A 16214-nucleotide genomic window follows, 5' to 3' on the forward strand; every position below is an offset into this window, starting at 1 on the left:
AGCGACGAGGGCCCTCTCGACTCCAATGCTGTTAATGCTGCTATTAGCAACATGCACGTCAGTGAGGTTTTCGTGACATTTTGCGGACGTGACAGTAATGCCAGTATTACTGACATTAGATCCGTCCCACCGCGGCCGTATACGAGATTTCCGACGGTTCGCATTAATGCTGGCATTACTGCTATTGCTTGCATTACTGGCTATCGCGTGGAATGCTGTCAATACCGTCAAACGCGCCAATGCTGTCGAAGGAGAGCAATGCAGACCGACTTTCGCGAAACACGTAAAAGGGTGATCGCCGTCATCAACGGCAAGGGCGGCGTCTTGAAGACGACCCTGACAGCCAACGTCGGCGGAGAATTGGCAGCCTCCGGTCAGAAGGTCCTGCTCGTCGACCTCGACCCTCAGGGAAACCTCGCCGAAGACCTCGGGTACACCAGTGAAACCGGGGATGATCAGGGGAGATCGCTTGCCAGCGCAATCGCATTCGGCGGCGACGCAAAACCCATCGAAAATGTCCGTGCAAATCTCGACGTCCTTCCCGGGGGAGTGCACCTCGAACAAGCGACAGCCGCTCTAACCGCTATGGCGTCCAAAGATCCAGATGGAGCAAAGCTCGCCCTTGCAAGGGTCCTTGCTCCAATGGCGGCCACCTACGACATGGTTCTCATCGATTGCCCGCCCGGCGACGAAACCTTGCAGACAGCAGCGTTAGCGGCCGCAAAATGGGCATTCGTGCCCGTCAAATCCGATGCATCCAGTCGAAAAGGAATGGCAGCCGTGGCGCACCGTATCGACGCCGTCGCTGCTATCAACCCCGACCTGGATCTACTGGGCGTCGTTCTCGTAGCCGTGGGTACATCAGCGAAAACCGTGCTCAAACAAGCAAGGTCTGCGATTGCAGAGGCGTTCGGCAACGACGACGTCGTTTTCACGGCCACCGTTCGTCACTCCGAGGCCACCGCCCAGGCAACCCGAGAGCGGGGCATGCTCGCAGCCGAACTCGATGCAGTCGTCCGAAGCGGTCCGAAATGGTACGACGTCATCAAAGGCAACGCCGAGCCTCAGGCTCTCGCGCCGAAATCGTCCAAATCCGTTGCAGACGACCTCTTTGCAGTTGCGCAAGAAGTTGTCACCCGCGTTGCAACAGCGGAAAGAGAGGAAGCACGGGTATGAATGACCGGCCCGACCGAAAGCTCACGGCGCTACCTCCGCGGAACGTGACTGGTGACCTGTCTCGAATGCAGAGATCCAACCGCACTCCCGCGCCGGTCGCCCCGCTTCCACAGCCCACACCGTCAGTTGTGGAAAAGCCTAAGCCTAAACGTATTACGGTTTACGTCGACCAAGAGGTATTCAGTCGCGCCCGAGGTGCTTACCGAAACACAAGCCACCTCGAGGACGACAAATCCTGGTCGCAATTCGTGGAGAAAGCGCTGGCGGCAGAGGCGGAACGCCGGGAGACAGTGCACAACAGTGGCAACCAATACGAAGCAGAAACCGGCGCACTTCCCAGCGGCCGCCCAATCTCAGACGACTGACCTACACAAACGAAGGAGCCCCGCCGGATGCAACCGGCGAGGCTCCAGACCGGGAAACCACTTGAAGGAAGAAACCCGATCATGACCGACTTTAGCCTCAGGGCTGCCCGTATTCAGCTAGGCGCATTGCTCGCCGCACTCGCACTCGCAATCGTCATCGCACTCGGCATCACTACCGGCGCATTCATACTCTCCTTCGCCGTGCAACGAGACCTCGCCCGGCAAGCACTCATCCCGGAAAATCTGACCTGGATTTTCCCCGCGATCGTCGACAGCGCAATCCTCGGCTCCACCATCGCCATCGTCATCATCAGCAAGCTCAAGATGAACCGACGCGACAGAGGCTTCTACATCGCCCTCGCAGTCAGCGTCGTCGTGATCAGCATCCTGGGCAACGCGTACCACGCCTATCACGCAGCAATCGCTGCACAGGAGTCAATCGATGGTGGGGGAGACCTCGGGTTCATTCCACTAGCGCCGGCCATCGCAGCGGCCATAGCGATCATTCCGCCGGCCCTGGTCCTGGCATTCACACACGGCATCACGATCCTGGTGAAGGCAGTCGGAATGGCATACGCCGCCTACCGTGCGATCGTCGAAAACGTCACCGACAGTGAGCATGCAAAGAGCATTGCGACTGATCTGACCGTGAGCCGGGAACCTTTCCGCGACTCCAGCTCTCGCGGAGAGACCAAACCCAATGTTGCAGAGCTGGTCGAAGCGGAACGAAACGAGGACACGACAAACACGGTGACACAGATCGACCGGGGAGACGATCTTGCGGACTTTGCAGAACCGTTTTTCGCCGACGCAATGATGGCTGAACGTCACGACGACTTCGACCCTCAAGAAACCGCGACAGAGGCACTGAACCGTCAAGACACCGAAGAGGCCCAAGCCGCCGACGGCGACACCGCAATGGACGACCTCATGGCGTTCATCGCCACCTCGAATCTCAAGAAGGACGTGAAGGACACCGCAGTCCGCAAGCTCACGAACCCGAACCTCACATGGGAGACCATCGCGATGGAATCGAAACCGCCCGTCGCAATCTCGACAGCGTGGCGCCGGTACGAGAAGTTCGATATCGCAGCCCGGGAAGCAGGATTCACGAGCCCGCCACTGCCCGACCTCCGGTCCTCAGAGAACACCACCGACCGCGAACTCGCAGCAGCGCACTGACACCGGCGAGGCCCAGCGCCTCAGCAGCCCCACCCTCAAAAACAACAGAGGTCCTGGCAGTGCAGCAACACCACCAGGACCAAGCCACAGAAAGCACCTGTGACCATGAGCAATACTATTCGGCCCCACATCGGCCGCCCCACCGGCAGCACCGCACGCACCACACAAGCCCGAGCAGTGCGAACACGAGAAGCGATCGTCTCAGTAGCCGCACAACACTTCGATACCGACGGATACGGCGCCAGTAGCATCAATGCCATCCTCGCTACCGGAGCATTCACCAAGGGCGCCATCTACTTCCACTTCCCGTCCAAGGAAGCCATCGCAGGGAGCCTCATCGCTGATTGGAACCGAACCGTCAACGAATCCATCAGCGAAGCAGCAGCCACCGGGCCGAGCACCACGGCAGGGGAGAAGCTGACAATGATCTTCACGTCCCTCGCGCATCAAATTGCTGAGAACACCAACCTGCGCGCCGGCATGAAACTCACCCTCGAACCCACCATCGACAACGGCGCAGCCTTCGCTCACTGGGTCGATGCCATCAGCGACATCATCGAAACAGCCCTCACCGAAGGCGAACTCACCGACACCCCCACAACACACCGACTCGCATGGAACCTCTGCGCCGGCACCATCGGAGCCGCCAACGCATCAGCAACCCTGCGAGAAGACATCGACCTCGCAACCCGCATCGAAGACGCGGTAACAGCACAGCTGCGCAATGTTGAAAAACGACAGAACTGCGAACCAGGGACTGTCCAGTAATCGGTCTCGGGGACTTGCACCAAGCCGTACGGGGCGACCTGTGAATCTGCGTGGTGGTCGGTAGTTGTCTTTTCAGTTCATGAGATCGGCGAGGCGGAGGAAGGTTGTCGCTGCTTCCGCTGTTGGCAATCCACCTCCGGTGATGTCGATGTTGAGGCCGTTGATGGTGTCGACGTAGTGCACGGAGTTGACGGCGTCGCGGTACTCGAGGCGAGCGGCTGCGGTGTGTGTGGCGTTTTCGGTGACGAGTTCGGGTCGGTCACCGTCGCGCCAGTCCTGGAGTGTTCGTTCGGCTTCGGTTGTGTTCACCCAGACGAGATAACTGATGTTGTTGTCGGAGAGCCCTTGGTGGAGTGGTGATGCGGGCGAGACGGTGCAAAGCAGGTAGAGGTCGCCGGCTTCGGTGTTCGAGCCTTGTGAGCAGATGCTGTTCTGGGCCAATACTGGTGGGAGCGTAGCAGTGACGGCGTCCATTGTGGTGTGTGTTCCGCCCGTCAGTGGTGTAGGCGCTGTGGACGTGGGCGGAATGTTTCCATCAATGCTTGTGTTGGCGCAGCTGCTGAGAATGAAAGTTGCTGCGGCAAAGGCCATCAGATACCGGGCCCGTGTCGGTTTCACAGTTTCTGTTGGCATGGGGGAGGTCGCCATTTCTGTATTATTCCTCATGCGCCGCAAGGGTCTTCGTGTGTGGAGGTGCGCTGACGAGACTGTACCCTCCCTGATCCAAACTACGGGCAACGAAATTGCTTGAGGGACAACTAGACCGACAACACCGGCACCATTGACTTAGCGGCCGGACCCCGCCTTCGGGCTCAGTTCTCGACCCGAGGGGTCCGGTCGCTAGCTTCCCGCTCGATCCGCGCAAGCTGAATATTGGTATACAACGACGAACGCTTCAAACCCGTGTTCTTACACAGAGTTTCGATCTTAAACTGACCCGTCTCATAAATTTGCAGTAGGTACGCACGCTCCTCCGGTGAGAGCTTGTGCGGCCTACCTTTCATCTTCCCAGCAGCCGTCGCGGCGGCAACAGCATCACGCGTGCGCGAACGAATCAGATCCGACTCGAACTCCGCCATCAACGCAAGAATGCCAATGAACATCTTCCCCATCGGATCAGCCGGGTCGTACACCTGACCATCAATCGACAGCGACACACCCTTCTCCGCGATCCGCTCGACCGTCTCATGCAAATCCTTCGCCGAGCGAGACAACCGATCAAGCTTCGTCACACAAAACACATCGCCGGCCCGAGCCGCGTTGATCGCATTATCCAAACCCGGACGACGAGCCTGCCGACCACTGACACCATGATCGACATAGACCATGTCACGATCCACACCGGCCTTCACCAGAAGATCCACCTGAACCGCCGTGTCCTGCCGGACCGTACTGCACCGCGCATACCCGATTTTCACGCCACCCCCACTGCCGAACACGAATTGTCCACTAGAGCCTATGCCATAACGGACAAATCCAACGGACACCAAAATTGGACGTTTCGGAACGAAATTTCGCCACGTCAGTCGCGCCCAGACGCCCGTTCTCCACCGTCCGGTATGACGAGGGTCAAAACGCACACTTAAACCCGCAGGGGCGAGCTGAGCGCGTGTTTGGTTTCGACGCAGCCGCATAGGTAGAGGACAGAACCCGCGACCATGAATCGCTCACCTGCTCTGCCTGTGCCGGCGACCACAGCCCGATTGTCCAGGATCCCAGAACTATGGAGGCAATGAGGAAGCAGCTCTATACGTTGCTGAACATGTTTTCCACGCATGTTCTGTGATAGATAGACGCATGTTGATGCTAAGTTCCGCGCTGCTCAGGGCGGTTTTGCAAGCCCGTTGACTGGATTGGAACGAGGGAGGCGTGAGTATTAGTGGGATCCTCCTGCAAAAAAAGTTGTCAGGTGACTGCAGTACTATCAAAATCGTGACCGACGAGAATGACATCCTCTATCACTACACAAACTTCGGAGGCTTCTCCGGCATTATCAAAAGTCAAAAGCTCTGGGGAACCGATATAAAGTATCTAAATGATGCCCAGGAACTCAAATACAGTGCCGGGTTGATGGCCGAGATCTTTCACTCCTTGGCTCAGGAACTACCTGACCTCACAGAGGAAGAGCGGAGGGAGTGTGGTGACTTCTTCACGACCGAGGGGCCCGACCACCGAGATCCGTCGTACCTTGGACCAAAGAAACATGCACTTCGAGCCGCCGCCTGGTCGCTTGCGGCTCTCGTAGACGAGTCACAGCCGCAGATGCCATACGATTGGAAATGGGCGAACGGGTATGTCACTTGCTTTACTACCGAACGTGACTCGCTCGGGCAGTGGCGTGGATATGCAGGTGGTGATGGTTTCGCCGTAGGTTTCGATCGGGCGAAGCTTGCGGAGCTGACCTACCAATGCTGGGATTACAAAGCAGGAAACCGAATGGAACCGGACGGAAGCGGTTGGGTTGATGCTCCGATCCCTGGGCCGCGACCCATCTTCTATGGCGACGAGGCGCGGGCCGAAAACTTGAATTTGGTTAAAGCCTTCCTCCGTTCACGTATTTCGGAAAAGCCAGCTGCGGTTAACTACTTCAGCTTTGTCACGGAGATGTTCAACGCCGCCGGTCGGTTGTGCATGACTCTGAAAGATGAATCATTCCAAGCTGAGAAAGAATGGCGACTTATCGCTATGTTCACTGAGGCGTCCGCGCGACTGAATTTCCGGCAGGGAAGCTACGGTACTGGAGGCGTGGTTCCGTACATCGAGATCGGTTTTCCCCGTGACGCCATTGTGAAGGTGGTGATCGGGCCAGGTAATGCGCCAGATCTACGAGAGAGAGCAGTTCGTCAGATGTTGGAAGCCAACGGGTACGCGATCGGCGAGGTTGATCTAGAGAGATCAAAAGTGCCGTATCGGGGTTGAACCCGCGACTGCTCGACTGACCGGCGGCGTCCGGCGCCGCGAAGATGTCGGGTCCCCGAACTATTCTTGAACCCGCGACGAGCCTCAGGTCGCCACACTGACCAGACTGAAGCGAAAGCTAGGGTCCTGACCTGCAAAAATCCGTGCAGATCGGTTACGTGCGGCGACCTGATTCTCATTTATCACCACAAATCGTCGGCGCCCGTATTGCAGCTCTCGGCAAGTGTGCGCTCGAAGCGGAATTTCTGGGGTGCAAAGAATCGAACACCTGCGAAAGCTATTCCACGCCGCTGACCAGCGCAGTCGATCATTTTCGGGTGATGATCGTCCGCAACACGAAACGGAACACCACCGCGGTACCGGCCCCGACCGCGACACCGGCCACCACGTCGGCGAGGAGAACCCCAACCGTGACACCGAGGACCGTTGCGGCCACGATCGCCAACGCAACATCCGTGGGCGCCGGCCGAGGACTGGTGATCGCACTTCCCCTTCCGTGACAGTCGACGACGTACTCGCACAGATCATCACACGCCGTTTGACGCGGAAGTCGGACCCACGCTGTTCAATGGGACGGGAACCGACTACGAGGAGGTCAGGCCATGTGCGGGCGCTATGCAAGCAAGAGCTGACCGGGAATTATTCGGTCGGATGCAACCGAGCAGCGTCAGCAGGTGTGAGTCGCCGGACCACGTGGTGCGCGTCGCGGCCTACCCCGCGTAGGGATGCGGACGAGAGGCTTCGTTGCCATTCCAGTCCCACGTATCCGAGTCCGGGGTGGGTGGTGGACAGGCCTTTCTTGTGGTGGGGATGGCCGGTGTCGGTGAGTGCCCCGAGTTCTGTGAGGTAGTTCAGGTTGGGTGTGTATCCGGTGGCGAGGATGATCGTGTCGACGGTTGTTGTGGTGTCGTCGGGCCAGAAGGCTTGGTTTCCTTCGAGTTTGGTGAACATGGCACGGTGTTGCGGTGTACCGGCGGTGAGTGCGGCGCGGTAGCGGCCGGTGTCGAACACCGGCGACGTCGGTGGCTGCGAGAGTAGGTGTCCGATCGGGAGGGTGTCGATTCCGGTGTACTTGAACCAGAAGTGCATGTCTCGTCGTAGAGGGCGTTGCGGGGCGAATTTCACGGGGTTGCGGCTGGCCAGGATCACATTGGCGGATTCGGCGACCTCGGCGGCGATCTGTACGGCGGAGTTCCCTGCGCCGACCACGATGACGTTCTGCCCCATGTACGTGGTGGGTTCGCGGTAGTCGGCGGCGTGCACAACAGTCCCAGGGAAGGCGTCCAGTCCCTTCAGTGCGGGACTGTGTGGAGTTCCGAATCCGCCTGTGGCGGCGATGATTCGAGGTGCAGTGAAGACGGATCCGCTGTCGGTCCGGACGGTGAACTGGCCCTCATTGGTGGTAACGGTGTCGGCTCGTTCGTTGACGTGCATGTCCACGTCCAGGGTCTTCGCGTAGCGGCGGAGATAGTCGACGACTTCGTCGCGTCCGGGATAGCGGTCACCGTCGCCGCCGAACGGTAAACCAGGGAGGGAGCTGTACTTCGCTGGTGAAAACAGGGCGAGGCTGTCGTAATAGTGCGGCCAGGAGCCGACGGGCTCGCTACCGGCTTCGATGATCGCGGTGTCGAGCCGCTGGCGGCGCAGATGATGGGCTGCGGCCAGACCGGACTGACCGCCACCGACGACGATCGCGTCGTAGTACGTCATGAGAATTTGTCTTTCGGTCAGGAAGTGATCGGAATCGTTGTGGTGGTACGGAGGGTGGGGATGGTTGCTGCGCTGATCACGGCGCCGACGAGGGCAATCGCTCCGAGGACGAGATACGCGCGGGCGTAGCTCCCGGTCCAGGTGGAAAGCACGGTGCCGGCCCACGGCGCCAAGGCCATGACGATGACGATCGGCGCGGACATCAGCCCGTTGAGGCGCCCGTAGTGTTCGCCTCCCCAGCGGTCGGTGATGGCGGTGGCTTGAATCAGGGTGAAGATGCCGCGAACCAGTCCGGCACCGATGGCGATCCCGATCAACGCCGCCGCCGAGCTCGCCAGACCCAACCACGCGGTGCTCAGGGCAGCCACGACGATGACCGATACCGTGCGCACGCGGACACTGGTCTTCGCTGCAAGTGGTAGGTAGAAGATGCGGCCGATGACCTGACCGGCACCTCCCAATCCGAGGGTGAGTGCGGCGAGGCTGGGACTGAAACCGCGTTCGATCAGCAGCGGTACGAGGTTGAAGACGCCGGCGGAGGCGGCGAAGGCAGCTGCAGCGAGGGCGACGATCAGAGCAAGGAATGGGAGGCTGCGGGAGGTGCGGTGGTAGTCGCCGGGCTGCGCGTGGGGTAGCCGGATCGGGTCGGGCCAGCCGCCTCGCAAACCCCAGATGTGTCCGGGGATGGTGATCACAGCCAGTACGGCGGCGAGGACCAGGTAGGTTGTGCGCCAATCGAAACGATCGGCCAGAGTGACAGAAAGTGGCGCAAACACCGTGCTGGCCAGGCCTGCGGCGAGGGTGAGAATCATCAGTGCTTTGACGTAGTTGTCGCCGTACCAGCGAGTCAGGGCGGCGAATGCCGGTGGATACAGCACGGCGCCCATTGCAACACCGGCGAACACCCAACCCGCGAAAAACAGTGGGAGGGTGTGAGCTGTCGCGATGACCACCAATGCGGGTACGGCGAGTACGGAACCGGCGGTCATGACCCATCGGGGCCCGTGGCGATCGAGGATCCGTCCCGCCGGGATGCCGACGAGGGCGGCGACGAGTTGGCTGACGGAGAACGCCGCCACGATCACCGAGGTCGACCATCCGGTATCGCGGGAAATGGCCACCGACAGAACAGGAAACGCGTAGTACAGGATTCCCCAGCTGGTGATTTCGGTCAGACACAGCGCCACCAGGACCCGCCGCAGCCCCGACGGATCGAGGCTGACGGGGCGCTGCGGTGGATCCTCGATGGTCGTCATCGGCTGTGCCCTATCCGCAGGAGTTGGAACTGCCCGAGGGGCTGGACAGAGAGATCAGTTCCGGAGCAGGTGCCGCGCAGCAGCCGCCCTCGGATTCCGCGGTGTCGGGTTCGTCGAAAACACCTGCGCCGCCGCAGACTCCGGTTTCCGGGAGGATCAACTCCACCCGGGCGGCGGCCTCGTGATCGCCGGCGAGTTCTGCGGCGATGCTGCGGACCTGCTCGTACCCGGTCATCGCCAGGAACGTCGGTGCGCGGCCGTAGCTCTTCATCCCCGCCAGGTACACACCCGGTTCGGGGTGACGAAGTTCCTTTGCGCCGTGCGGATACACCGTGCCGCAGGAGTGGACGTTCGGGTCGATCAGCGGCGCCAACTGTGTCGGGGCCTGCAGCACCGGGTCCAGGCCCAGTCGGATTTCCGACAGCCACGACAGGTCCGGGCGGAATCCGGTCAAGGTGACGACGTTGTCGACGTTCCCGATGCGGGCACCGGCGTCGGACACCAATGCGAGCTGACCATTGTCGGCGGATTCGACGGCGGCGGTGCGGAAACCGGTGACGACGGTGAGAAGTCCGTCGTCGACGGCCTTCTTCGCACGCAATCCGAGTGCGCCGCGAGCGGGCAGCTCGTCCGATTCGCCGCCGCCGAACGCGGAACCGACGCTCCCGCGGCGAACAGCCCACGTGATCCGCGTACCGGGGGCGTCCGCCTCGAGGCCCGCCAACGCGACGATCGCGGTCAATGCGGAATGGCCGCTGCCTGCGATGACAGTGTGCTTGCCGGCGAACTGGGCACGCACCGCCTCGTCGTCGAGATCGGGCACACGGTAGGTGATCGCGGATCCGGCAGCCCTCTCGCCGAGGGCGGGCAGTCCTTCCCCGCCGAGCGGATTCGGGGTGCCCCAGGTACCGGACGCATCGACGACGGCCTGAGCGAAGACGCGGTCCTCGCTGCCGTCGGCGCGGCGCAGGTGAATGGAGAGAGGTTCGCTGTCGCGGCCGGCGTCGACGACCAGGTCGCGGCCACGTCGGGCGACGCCGATCACCTCGGTGTCGAACTGCACTGCATCACCGAGGGCCGCGGCGAGGGGTTCGAGGTAGAGCTGCCGCCACTGCTGTCCGGTCGGGTACGCATCCCCGTCGGGAGCGCTCCACCCGTTCTGCTCGAGGAGGAGGCGGGCAGCCGGGTCGACCAGCTCTGACCAGCGGGAGAAGAGGCGGACATGATTCCATTCGGCGATCGCCGTACCGGCGACGGCGCCTCGCTCGAACACCAGCGGCGTGAGTCCTCGTTCGCGCAGTTGCGCGGCGGCGGCGAGGCCGATCGGTCCGGCTCCGATCACGACAACGGGTAGTTCGGTCATCACAGATTCCTTTCATCGACAACAATCGATCTTTAATCGAACTGTATCGACATCAGTCGATGAATGCAACCATCGACGAAGGTCGATATAGTGTGTGCATGACATCGCTGCAGACCCCGACGGTGCGCGTCGGCGATTCGGATCAGGGCTGGATCGACTCGAACGTGCTCGAGCAAGCTGACGCCGACACGTACGCACAGTGGTTCGCGTGCCTGGCCGAACCGATGCGGGTGCGGCTGCTGCACCGCGTCGCGAGCGCTGCCGGCGGAATCACGATCGGGGCGCTCGCCGAGGCGTTGGGGATCGGGCAGCCCACGGTCTCCCACCATGTGCGCAAGCTCGCTGACGTGGGATTCGTCAGCCTGCGCAAAGAGGGGACCAGCACCGTTGTCGCGATGAATCCGACGTGCTGCGTCGCGTTGCCGCAGGCCGCCGACATCGTGATGGGAGTTCTCGCGCCGCGGCCGTGCTGCCCGAGCGATCTTCCCGACGACGTCGCCGTCCGGGCCATGTCCGATGACGACTGGGACGCTGTTCTGCGGATCTACGGCGAAGGCATTGCCACGCGCAACGCCACCTTCACCACCGAAGTCCCCAGTCGGGAGTATCTCGATGCGCAGTGGCTGCCGAACCATCGCTGGGTTGCCACCATCGACGATGTCGTCGTCGGCTGGGCGGCCCTGAGTCCGGTGTCCGGGCGGGACTGCTACCGCGGAGTTGCCGAAAATTCCGTGTATGTCGCCGACGGTATGCGCGGACGGGGTGTCGGAAAAGCGTTGCTACGCAAGCAAGTCATGGCAGCCGACGCGGACGGACTCTGGACGCTGCAGACGTCGATCTTCCCCGAAAACCGCGCCTCCGTTTCACTGCACCATTCGGCAGGCTTCCGCACCATCGGGATCCGGGAAAAGATTGCTCAACTCGACGGCATCTGGCGCGACACGGTCCTGCTCGAACGGCGATCAGCGGCTGCTCCTATCTGAGTTGCCCTGACGGTGGCGGTGCTCACTCCTGGGTTGGAGTATCGGTGCTGTCGACGTCGAACATTGATTCCGCGGGTTTTCCGGGTGTGGGAATTGTCAGGCGCCGCCACTCGGGGCCGAGGTCACCATTCAGCGATTCCGGAACCTTCGTTCCCACAGGCGCCATGTGCACTTGCCCTTGTTCCCGAAACACGGGATCCGTGACGACGACTTCCCGTTCGAAAAGCTCGTCGGGTAGCGACAGTAAGCCCAGGCCGATGAGCCACTCGATGACATGGAGCGTGGCGGTAGTTTGCATGATCAGTCTGCAGACGAGAGGTGCCGCTGCGCGGTAGCGCTCGCGTACGCCGTGCTGCTCCGTCTCGGCGAGGCGTTTGGAGTCGCCGTGTACGACATCGCCGTAGATCCAGGCGAATGCGAGGACATTATCCGAGATCATCGGCGAGACCTCTTCTTCATCCACGCGGCCGGTCTGCACCGCGTAGGCCAGGGTTCCGCGGCCCCTCGGATCGAATTCCGCCCACCCCTGTTTGAGCCCGGCAAGAACCTGAGCGACATCGGCGCGATCGTTGCCACGCAGCATCCACCCCAGTGCGGTCAACGTGTGCTGGAAATGCGCATCTTCTTCCTTGAGGAGCAGGGGCCGCACCCGAGCTGCAGCTGATTCCACCACTTCCTCCGGTGGTAGACGCTGTGTCATCCAGACGCCATCGGCGCTGACGTCGAACTCGAAAGGCACGGTGCCGATCCGCTCGAGCGCTTCGAAGTCCTCGTAGAGCGAGTGCGCTTTGACCCGCCGTGCGCGCAGCACGAAAGCTGAGAGCCTTGTCAGGTGGCGCTGTTCTACGTCGGGCTTGCTGGTCATCGTCCGGTCCGATCGTCGAATGTGGGGTTTCGAATCAGTGTCGCATTGGCAATCGCGGAGGCGGATGTTCATCTCCGGTTGGTTGCGCGTTGATTCGAAAACTGTCAATATTGAAGTATGTCGAATCAAGATGTGGCGGAGACCGGCGCCTGCTGCTCCCCACTGGTGCGCGAACCGTTGACCGAAGATTGGGCCGGCGACCTGGCCCGGATGTTCAAAGCCCTCGGCGATCCCGTCCGCCTCCGCCTGCTCAGCTTGGTGGCAAGTCACGAGGGTGGTGAAGCCTGCGTCTGCGACATCTCGGATACGTTCGACCTGTCCCAGCCGACGATCTCGCATCACCTCAAGGTGTTGCGCCAGGCCGGGCTGCTCGACTGTGAACGTCGCGGCACCTGGGTGTACTACTGGGTTATTCCGGCTGCGCTGCAACAGCTTTCCGCCGTTCTGCTGGTAGAAGGTGCGACCGTGAGTGCCGCGGACGCTTGCGCAGAGGTCACCGCATGAGCAACACCGCTGCCACCACCGAACACCCCGAAGTCGTCGGAAAACTCTCCACCCTCGACCGCTATCTGGCGGTCTGGATCGGCGTGGCCATGGTCGTCGGCCTGCTGGTTGGACGCTGGATCCCCGGTGTGAACACTGCCCTGGACAAGGTGCAGATCGACGGCATCTCGCTACCGATCGCCCTCGGTCTGCTGATCATGATGTACCCGGTCCTGGCGAAGGTCCGCTACGACCGCCTCGACACAGTCACCGGGGACAAGAAACTCCTCGCGGGCTCGCTGTTCCTGAACTGGGTTCTCGGCCCGGCGCTGATGTTCGCCCTCGCCTGGCTGTTTCTGCCTGACCTGCCGGAATACCGAACCGGTTTGATCATCGTCGGTCTCGCTCGCTGCATCGCGATGGTGATCATCTGGAACGACCTGGCCTGCGGAGACCGCGAAGCCGCCGCGGTGCTGGTCGCCATCAATTCGGTGTTCCAGGTGATCATGTTCGCCGTGCTCGGTTGGTTCTACCTCTCGGTCCTGCCCGGGTGGCTCGGCCTCGAACAGACCACCATCGACACCTCACCGTGGCAGATCGCGAAATCGGTCCTGATCTTCCTCGGTATCCCGCTGCTGGCAGGTTTTCTGTCCCGCTTCTTCGGCGAACGCGCCAAAGGCCGCGACTGGTACGACAACAAGTTCATCCCCAAGATCAGCCCCTGGGCGCTCTACGGTCTGCTGTTCACCATCGTCGTGCTCTTCTCGATGCAGGGCGAACAGATCACCTCCCAGCCTTGGGATGTCGTCCGGATCGCGTTGCCACTGCTGGCGTACTTCGCACTCATGTGGGGCGGAGGCTACATCCTCGGCGCCGCAATCGGATTGGGCTACGAACGCACCACCACGCTCGCCTTCACCGCGGCGGGCAACAACTTCGAACTCGCGATCGCCGTAGCCATCGCCACCTACGGCGCTACCTCCGGCCAAGCCTTGGCTGGTGTCGTCGGTCCGCTCATCGAGGTACCGGTGCTGGTGGGCTTGGTCTATGTCTCCCTTGCTCTGCGTAAACGCTTTGCCGTCAAAGAGGTTTCACCCGCACCCACGGCTACGTAAGTCACCTACAACTCTTCGGGAGTCATGATGAACGAGCACCGCGCCCAGCCCGATCTCCTCGCCCCACAAGCCGTTCTCTCGCGCACCGCGCAAGACCTGGCAGCAAAATACATCGGCGTCTTCTCCCCGCAAACCGTCGAACGCTACGTCTTCGAGTCCTATACGGCGCTGCGCCGGACCGCGAAGATCCACACCCATCTCACCTCGCTCGCAGCGCGGTTCGCTGCCGACCGCCTCACCGCACTGGCCCAGTCCAGCGGAGCACTCGCCAAGGACGTGCCCGAAGTTCTGTTCGTGTGCGTGCACAACGCGGGGCGGTCGCAGATGGCGGCGGCACTGCTCGATCACCACGCCCGCGGCCGCGTTCATGTGCGCTCGGCCGGATCCGCGCCGGTCCACGAGATCAACCCCGCCGTCACCGCGGCGATGGCCGAGATCGGGATCGATCTCGCCGACGAGTTCCCGAAACCGCTCACCGATGACGTGGTCGCCGCAGCGGACTGCGTCGTCTCGATGGGCTGCGGCGACGCGTGCGTCGTCTACCCGGGCAAGCGGTACCTCGACTGGGCTCTCGACGACCCAGACGGGCAACCCCTCGAGGTGGTGCGGGCAATCCGCGACGACCTCGATGCCCGGGTGATCGCGCTGCTCACCGAACTAACCACACCCGTCGCCGTCTGACCGACCTCTTACTTCCGTCTTCGAAGGGAACCTTCATCCTCATGACCAACAAGCCCAGCGTCCTGTTCGTGTGTGTCCACAACGCCGGCCGATCGCAGATGGCCGCCGGATTCCTGAGCCACCTCGCCGGCGATGCCATCGAGGTCCGGTCCGCCGGATCCGCCCCAGCGGAGACCATCAACTCCGCCGCGGTCGAGGCGATGGCAGAACTCGGAATCGACATCTCCGCCCAGACCCCGAAAATCCTCACCACCGACGCCGTCCAGGACTCCGATGTCGTGATCACGATGGGCTGCGGCGACACCTGCCCGATCTTCCCCGGCAAGAGCTACCGCGACTGGGTCCTCGACGATCCCGCCGGTCAAGGCATCGATGCGGTCCGCCCGATCCGCGACGAGATCAAAACCCGCGTCCAGGCTCTGATCACCGAACTCACCGCCCCGTCGGTATCGCGCTGACCGCTCGCGCTGCCCGTATTCGATCCCGTGAAAGAGACACTATGACCATCCCGTCCACGGTCCACGACGTCATCATTGTCGGTTCCGGACCGGCCGGCTACACCGCTGGTGTCTACACCGCGCGCGCTGAGCTCGCGCCCCTGCTCTTCGAGGGAACCCAGTTCGGTGGCGCCCTCATGACCACCACCGAGGTCGAGAACTTCCCCGGATTCCGCGAAGGAATCATGGGCCCCGACCTGATGGAACAGATGCGTGAGCAGGCACTTCGCTTCGACACCGACATCCGCACCGAGGACGTCGAAGAGATCGACCTCAGCGGCCCGATCAAGACGGTCGTCGCGAACGGCGAAACGTACGCCGCGCACGCGATCATCCTCGCCATGGGCGCGGCAGCCCGCTACCTCGGCATTCCCGGTGAAGAACGCCTCCTCGGCCGCGGCGTCAGCGCCTGCGCCACCTGCGACGGCTTCTTCTTCCGCGACCAGGACATCGTCGTGGTCGGCGGCGGCGACTCCGCGATGGAAGAGGCAACATTCCTGACCCGCTTCGCTCGCTCGGTCACCCTGGTGCACCGCCGCGAGGAATTCCGCGCCTCACGGATCATGCTCGAGCGCGCCAAGGCCAACGAGAAGATCCGCTTCCTGACCAATACGGAGCCCGTCGAGGTCCTCGGCGAGAACAGCGTCACCGGGCTCGTCGTTCGTGACACCGTCACCGGTGAGACCTCCACACTCGAGATCACCGGCATGTTCGTCGCCATCGGCCACGACCCGCGCAGTGAGCTCGTCAAGGGCCAGGTCGATCTCGACGACGCCGGATACGTGCGCGTCGCTCCCGGTTCCACCGCGACCTCCGTCGACGGCGTCTTCGCTGCCGGTGACCTGGTCGAT

At 61.9% G+C, this 16214-nt stretch carries 18 protein-coding genes; 11 read left to right on the plus strand and 7 right to left on the minus strand.

Annotated features, from left to right (window positions below; genetic code table 11):
• Positions 1-258 precede the first annotated feature (258 nt).
• The 4 genes from RhoBH5_RS28665 to RhoBH5_RS28675 all read left to right on the plus strand — a co-directional run bounded on the left by RhoBH5_RS28665 (position 259) and on the right by RhoBH5_RS28675 (position 3491).
• A complete protein-coding gene (locus tag RhoBH5_RS28665) occupies positions 259-1176 on the plus strand; it encodes a ParA family protein (protein ID WP_083197736.1) in 918 nt (305 codons plus the stop codon).
• 65 nt (positions 1177-1241) lie between these two features.
• Positions 1242-1541 carry a ParB family protein gene (locus tag RhoBH5_RS32745; protein WP_353802335.1) on the plus strand — a complete coding sequence of 100 codons (300 nt, stop codon included), beginning with the start codon at positions 1242-1244 and terminating at the stop codon, positions 1539-1541.
• A gap of 81 nt (positions 1542-1622) precedes the next feature.
• Positions 1623-2723, plus strand: coding sequence for a DUF2637 domain-containing protein (locus tag RhoBH5_RS28670; RefSeq protein WP_270009093.1), 1101 nt, complete (start codon positions 1623-1625; stop codon positions 2721-2723).
• A gap of 105 nt (positions 2724-2828) precedes the next feature.
• Positions 2829-3491 carry a TetR/AcrR family transcriptional regulator gene (locus RhoBH5_RS28675; RefSeq protein ID WP_270009094.1) on the plus strand — a complete coding sequence of 221 codons (663 nt, stop codon included), beginning with the start codon at positions 2829-2831 and terminating at the stop codon, positions 3489-3491.
• A gap of 72 nt (positions 3492-3563) precedes the next feature.
• Here RhoBH5_RS28675 and RhoBH5_RS28680 read toward each other — a convergent pair whose 3' ends face one another.
• Positions 3564-3965 (minus strand): hypothetical protein, encoded by a 402-nt coding sequence (locus RhoBH5_RS28680; RefSeq protein ID WP_270009095.1) that lies wholly within the window; start codon positions 3963-3965, stop codon positions 3564-3566.
• A gap of 338 nt (positions 3966-4303) precedes the next feature.
• Positions 4304-4930 (minus strand): recombinase family protein, encoded by a 627-nt coding sequence (locus RhoBH5_RS28685; RefSeq protein WP_252858645.1) that lies wholly within the window; start codon positions 4928-4930, stop codon positions 4304-4306.
• Between the two features lie 493 nt (positions 4931-5423).
• On the opposite strand from RhoBH5_RS28685, the gene RhoBH5_RS28690 reads away from it, so the two are divergent.
• On the plus strand, positions 5424-6410 hold the full coding sequence (locus RhoBH5_RS28690) for a DUF2971 domain-containing protein (protein ID WP_151531095.1): 987 nt from the start codon (positions 5424-5426) through the stop codon (positions 6408-6410).
• Positions 6411-6717: 307 nt separating this feature from the next.
• Here RhoBH5_RS28690 and RhoBH5_RS28695 read toward each other — a convergent pair whose 3' ends face one another.
• The 4 genes from RhoBH5_RS28695 to RhoBH5_RS28710 all read right to left on the minus strand — a co-directional run bounded on the left by RhoBH5_RS28695 (position 6718) and on the right by RhoBH5_RS28710 (position 10739).
• Positions 6718-6855: a hypothetical protein gene (locus tag RhoBH5_RS28695; RefSeq protein ID WP_270009106.1), complete on the minus strand. Its 138-nt coding sequence runs from the start codon at positions 6853-6855 to the stop codon at positions 6718-6720.
• A gap of 194 nt (positions 6856-7049) precedes the next feature.
• Positions 7050-8120 carry a flavin-containing monooxygenase gene (locus tag RhoBH5_RS28700; protein ID WP_270009096.1) on the minus strand — a complete coding sequence of 357 codons (1071 nt, stop codon included), beginning with the start codon at positions 8118-8120 and terminating at the stop codon, positions 7050-7052.
• A 17-nt stretch (positions 8121-8137) separates the two neighbouring features.
• Positions 8138-9376, minus strand: coding sequence for an MFS transporter (locus RhoBH5_RS28705; RefSeq protein WP_270009097.1), 1239 nt, complete (start codon positions 9374-9376; stop codon positions 8138-8140).
• Positions 9377-9386: 10 nt separating this feature from the next.
• Positions 9387-10739, minus strand: a complete 1353-nt coding sequence (locus tag RhoBH5_RS28710) for an NAD(P)-binding domain-containing protein (RefSeq protein WP_270009098.1) — start codon at positions 10737-10739, stop codon at positions 9387-9389.
• Between the two features lie 98 nt (positions 10740-10837).
• Between RhoBH5_RS28710 and RhoBH5_RS28715 the strand changes: the two genes are divergently transcribed.
• A complete protein-coding gene (locus RhoBH5_RS28715) occupies positions 10838-11722 on the plus strand; it encodes a helix-turn-helix domain-containing GNAT family N-acetyltransferase (protein ID WP_270009099.1) in 885 nt (294 codons plus the stop codon).
• Between the two features lie 22 nt (positions 11723-11744).
• Here RhoBH5_RS28715 and RhoBH5_RS28720 read toward each other — a convergent pair whose 3' ends face one another.
• The gene (locus RhoBH5_RS28720; RefSeq protein ID WP_270009100.1) at positions 11745-12587 is read right to left on the minus strand and encodes a hypothetical protein; all 843 of its coding nucleotides are present in this window, start codon (positions 12585-12587) and stop codon (positions 11745-11747) included.
• A 117-nt stretch (positions 12588-12704) separates the two neighbouring features.
• Between RhoBH5_RS28720 and RhoBH5_RS28725 the strand changes: the two genes are divergently transcribed.
• The 5 genes from RhoBH5_RS28725 to trxB all read left to right on the plus strand — a co-directional run.
• Positions 12705-13091 (plus strand): ArsR/SmtB family transcription factor, encoded by a 387-nt coding sequence (locus RhoBH5_RS28725; RefSeq protein WP_270009101.1) that lies wholly within the window; start codon positions 12705-12707, stop codon positions 13089-13091.
• Positions 13088-14185 (plus strand): ACR3 family arsenite efflux transporter, encoded by a 1098-nt coding sequence (gene arsB, locus RhoBH5_RS28730; RefSeq protein WP_270009102.1) that lies wholly within the window; start codon positions 13088-13090, stop codon positions 14183-14185. Before RhoBH5_RS28725 ends, arsB begins: the two co-directional genes overlap by 4 nt.
• A 24-nt stretch (positions 14186-14209) precedes the next feature.
• The gene (locus RhoBH5_RS28735; RefSeq protein WP_442972476.1) at positions 14210-14866 is read left to right on the plus strand and encodes an arsenate reductase ArsC; all 657 of its coding nucleotides are present in this window, start codon (positions 14210-14212) and stop codon (positions 14864-14866) included.
• 41 nt (positions 14867-14907) lie between these two features.
• Positions 14908-15324 carry an arsenate reductase ArsC gene (locus RhoBH5_RS28740; RefSeq protein ID WP_270009103.1) on the plus strand — a complete coding sequence of 139 codons (417 nt, stop codon included), beginning with the start codon at positions 14908-14910 and terminating at the stop codon, positions 15322-15324.
• A 41-nt stretch (positions 15325-15365) separates the two neighbouring features.
• Positions 15366-16214, plus strand: an 849-nt coding sequence (trxB, locus tag RhoBH5_RS28745; protein WP_270009104.1) for a thioredoxin-disulfide reductase, incomplete at its 3' end; no start/stop codon positions are given.

This window comes from Rhodococcus sp. BH5, from assembly GCF_027583855.1.
GTDB lineage: Bacteria > Actinomycetota > Actinomycetes > Mycobacteriales > Mycobacteriaceae > Rhodococcus_F > Rhodococcus_F qingshengii.